Annotated in this window: 4 protein-coding genes and 1 CRISPR repeat array; of the genes, 2 read left to right on the top strand and 2 right to left on the bottom strand. The window is 64.1% G+C overall.

All coding sequences use genetic code 11. The features are described from left to right. Positions 1–390, top strand: a 390-nt coding sequence (locus OXC99_03630; protein MCY4624079.1) for an integrase core domain-containing protein, incomplete at its 5' end; no start/stop codon positions are given. Between the two features lie 655 nt (positions 391–1,045). Continuing rightward, complete coding sequence (locus OXC99_03625; GenBank protein ID MCY4624078.1) at positions 1,046–2,263, top strand: carboxypeptidase-like regulatory domain-containing protein; 1,218 nt, start codon at positions 1,046–1,048, stop codon at positions 2,261–2,263. A gap of 392 nt (positions 2,264–2,655) precedes the next feature. On the opposite strand, the gene OXC99_03620 is transcribed toward OXC99_03625, so the two are convergent. Both OXC99_03620 and OXC99_03615 read right to left on the bottom strand, forming a co-directional pair. Continuing rightward, positions 2,656–2,928, bottom strand: a complete 273-nt coding sequence (locus OXC99_03620) for a hypothetical protein (protein MCY4624077.1) — start codon at positions 2,926–2,928, stop codon at positions 2,656–2,658. Between the two features lie 49 nt (positions 2,929–2,977). After that, positions 2,978–3,268, bottom strand: coding sequence for a hypothetical protein (locus tag OXC99_03615; protein MCY4624076.1), 291 nt, complete (start codon positions 3,266–3,268; stop codon positions 2,978–2,980). Positions 3,269–3,990: 722 nt separating this feature from the next. Then, positions 3,991–4,507: direct repeats of the CRISPR family, unit length 28 nt; unit sequence CGGTTCATCCCCGCGCGGGCGGGGAACG.

The raw sequence follows: 4,507 nt of genomic DNA, 5'->3' as shown, positions 1-4,507 counted from the left end.
TCCATCGACGCGCGACTCGCCGTGGCCGCGCTCGATGCCGCGATCGCCTCGCGGCAGCCACCGTCGGGCTGCGTTTGCCACACGGACCGGGGATCGCAGTACGCCTCGGCGCGCTACCGCGAGCTCCTCGCCGCGCACGGGCTGGTCGGGTCGATGAGCCGACGCGGCAACCCGTACGACAACGCCAAGGCGGAGAGCTTGATCAAGACCCTCAAGGTTGAGGCGGTCTACCTGGCCGACTACGAGACGTTCGAGGACGTCAGCACAGACCTGCCGAGGTTCATCGAGGAGGTGTACAACGCCCGCAGACTGCACTCTGCGCTAGGCTATCTGAGCCCGGTGCAATTCGAGAATCAACACACTCCGCGCCCTGTCAAAACCGCGGCTTGACCCTGTCCACCCACAGGGGCGCACTCCAAAAAGTGTGCAGTTTTCGGTTGCCCTTGACAGTGGAGCGGGCCATTCCAGATCGGGATGTGCGAAGGCCAACCCCCAAGTGGTTGGATTCATGTGAGAAGCGCGGCGCTTGGCGGCAACATAGCAGGCACAGCGCAGTATCAACGCACACCGGTAAGACTGACGTTGGTGCTCGTCGGTCCTGACGGGACTCGGCATCGCTCCGAGTGGGTTCTTGAGGATCTGAAAACGTTCCACAGACGGCTTGGGATGGTGCTTCAGAGCAAACGTCCAGAGCCACTCTCGTAAGCTTCGGTTGCATGTTGCCTCCTCTTTCTCAACACGGACCAATAGCTATATGCTTCCGTCTTCCTATCACTCGGAGCCGCTCAGAGGCTTCGCCAAGGCCTTGAGAAAATCCCTGAATATCCCATACGCCGTCATTAGGTTCCCACTGAAGCTCCCACCGAGTGGCGTCTATGGCGGTGCGGAGTTGATGCGGACGACTCTCGCTGCGAAGATGGTTGGTGTTTGTCTGTGTCTTGTCGTAGTGGCGTGTGGTGGTGGTTCCTCCTCTCCAACGGCTCCAACTCCGCTCCCTATGACGCCGACGACTCCGACGCCCGCAGGCCGGACCGCCTATGGTGTCGTGACGGACGCCGAAAGCGGCGCTGGAATCGGGGGCGCCACTGTTCTGGTCCAAGACAACTGGGCAGCGTTTTCTGAGGCCGGACGCTCGGAGACGGCAGCGGACGGCAGCTACGAGATCACGGGAATTACCCTGGAGCGTGGCCCCAGCGGGCGCACCCACCTCATCGTACGAGTCCTCGCGGATGGCTATATCTCAGATTCGCATGGGTGGGAGTCCCCACCGCCGCGGTTCTCCGTGGACTTCGAGCTGGAGCCAGCTTCTGCCTCCGCCTGTACAGTTGTTGGCAGTGTGCGTGATCAAGCTGGTCGTGAGGTCGCTGGGGCGGCTGTGACGGCCTCAACCACCTACCCCTGGCAGCAGCGGCGCACCACTACTGGCTCGGACGGAAGGTATGAGATCCCGGATATTTTCGGGCACTACTTCTTGGACGTGACTGCAGAGGGATACGACGAACCGCCGACGCAGGAGTTCTCATGCGAGGATGCAGATCAGGATTTGATCGTAGAGAGGGACTTCACGCTAGAGGCCGGAAGTCCCATCGCTGACCCGGACTTCATCCGCTGGTTCTGGAACCAGCTTGTCTTTAACGCCTTCGACTGCCAGCCCGGCAGGTGTGGCGCGCCGCTAGACCAACGGTCGTCTTACGTGCTTTCGACAAGCAGCCCGGACTTCCATATCCGCACGCACGACGATGACGACGAACGCATCGTTTCCGAGGAAAAGGTGCAACAGATTCGGGCGGAAATTCCAAGCCTCGTCGCCAAGATCACGGGGCAGCCGTTCGGCGGACGGATATCGGACGGCTCCCAGCGTTCCGGCAGCAGGATCACCATCGAATTCCTCCCCGAGGAAGATCTTGGGACCGACTTGTGCGGGAAGGCGGGGATTGGGTCAGCGCAGAGCTTGGTGCAGATCAACAGTCAGGCCCTGTCGCGTGACGAGTTCAACTCCGTTGGCCAGGGCTGCCCGCTCCTGCCTGTACTTCGCCACGAGGTGGCCCACGCGATGGGCTTCTTCCACGTCACGTACGGCGGGGACCTCATGTCCTGGCTTCCTGAGTACGTGTCCGACTTCTCGGCGCGCGAGGTGTACCACATGCAGCGCGCCTACGACAGAGGATCAGGCCGGATCTATGAAGAAGTCTCCCCGGCGCGGCCTAGAGTGACGGGTGGGCGTCCCCCGATCACCATCGAGTGCCACGCCCCACGGCGTTGACGGGGGAGCGGACGCACTTGTGTTAGGTTTGGCGAATTGGGCTTGATCTGGGCCTGATCAGAAAGGATGAAGTGGCCGACCTCCGGTGAGGACGTACCCTTCGTCTGGACCCCTTCGGGGTCGAAGCCGGGGGCGAGGCTGGGGGCGAGGAGAAACTGACGCGCAGGTGGGGAGGGGTGTCAGGAAAACAGTGGTGGGGGTGTCAGGCCACCCCGCTCCCGTCCTCATGCATCCATGCTGGAAGGCTCCCCGGCACGCGCGCGGGCCGGACGACGAGCAGCGACGCAGCGGCTGATTCGTGCCGACCGGCGGCGGCATGTCCTCGTGGTGCGGGCGGCAATGGCCGGCAGTGTTCTACGGCGATCATCCCGTAGCCGTTCTCGTGCACTGCCTCACGACCTCGCGCCCGCCCCGGCAAGGTAGGCCGACCAGTCGTCCATGAGCCGCCTGCGCCGCTCGAACAGGTCCGACCGCGCGTAGGCGGCTTCGACCTTGTTGGGAACCACGTGCGCCAGCGCCGCCTCGATGACCTCACGGGAGTGGTCCGTCTCCTCGGCCGCCCAGTCCCTAAAGCTCGACCGGAAGCCGTGCGCCACGGCCGCGACCTGGTGCTGGCGGAGCATCTTCGGTAGCGTCGACGCCGCTATCGGCCGTCCGCTCCGCATCGGAAACACGAGAACGCCATCACCGAGCGTGCGCGCGGCCTCGAGAATCTCAACCGCCCGGCCGCTTTTCTACGTCCTTGTGGTGCAGCGCCTGCATGTGCTGCACGATGTCGCTCTGCTGACCGAGGACCGGCAGCACGCGGTCACAGGGATTGTCCATGCGCATCTCCATCGCAACGGCCCACTCCAGCACCGACCGGATTCTCTGGCGTACAGCCCGCGCCGTCTCCGGCTTCACGTGCCAAATCGGCGTGAAGATCTCCAGCACGTCGGCGCTGTTGACCTGGGAGACCGGCCGGGAGCCGATGCGCGGGAAGGCGTAGCGCTCCAGACTCCGCAACCAGTTCTGCGCGTGTCCGCCACCGTAACGCCGTAAGTTATTTACATGGAACATCTTACATCAGGTCGCCCGTTAGCGTTTCCCATGTTGTACCCCGCAATCTGAACGGGACTGCGCTACACCTCGAACACCGGCTGCGGACCGATCAGGATCAGACGTGCGCCAGCCGGTCGGCGTCGGCGGCTGTCCTCGCCGCAGACCTCACGGTGGCCTGAGTCCCCGTACGTGATCTCGTGGTTTTCGACGCTTCTGGGCGGGAGCGACTCCAGAGGACGACGACCGCGCGGGCGGCACTTGCGGCGCAGCTGGTGGGGGGCACGTCCTCCAGTCTTCAGGCATACTGATGCCTGTGTTCGCTGAATAAGCGTGGCCGGACCAGCACTACCGGACGGTCAAGGGGGCGCTGCTGCTCTGGCCATCACCGCAACGTATCGTGCCATCGCAACTGCGCCTCCCGGAATAGCCGTCATGAGTCGCCACGTCTTGTGCATCCCCCTCGTGGTCGTCACCCTCACGGCCTGTGTCGCGAGGTGAACCGGGCCAATGCCATCTCGATTCATAGACATATTCCAAGAGCCTGGGTACCAGTTTCAATGGTCTGACCACCGAGCGAAGTTTCTGTCTCGTGTGTTCGGAATCTTTAGCGAGAACATCGTGCTCCAAAAAGTGTGCAGTTTTCGATTGCCATTGACACCGAGATCCTGCGCGGGGATAACGTGGGTCGGTTCATCCCCGCGCGGGCGGGGAACGCGCTCGCGGACCGCCTGACCAGGGCGTCCGGCCCGGTTCATCCCCGCGCGGGCGGGGAACGCTTTGCCGAGCTGATCGATCCTGATCCGATCTACGGTTCATCCCCGCGCGGGCGGGGAACGCATCTGCCGCGCCGAGTGCCGGATGCCCGTGGGCGGTTCATCCCCGCGCGGGCGGGGAACGCAACTACGTCGGTTCGTTCGCGGGCGACCCCGACGGTTCATCCCCGCGCGGGCGGGGAACGCTCTGCACCGCGTAGTCCGTGGATCACGGTCCCCGGTTCATCCCCGCGCGGGCGGGGAACGCCCGGCAAGCTCGCCAGTGCGGACAGCCTCAGACGGTTCATCCCCGCGCGGGCGGGGAACGCTGCCGCCGGCCCCGGTGTCGCCCGGCGCACCATCGGTTCATCCCCGCGCGGGCGGGGAACGCCAGTCGGGTTTGCGTTCGATCTAGCTATCAACCGGTTCATCCCCGCGCGGGCGGGGAACG

It is taken from the genome of Chloroflexota bacterium, assembly GCA_026713825.1.
Lineage (GTDB): Bacteria > Chloroflexota > Dehalococcoidia > Lucifugimonadales > UBA1127 > UBA1127.
This window is presented reverse-complemented; position numbering and strand designations above follow the sequence as displayed.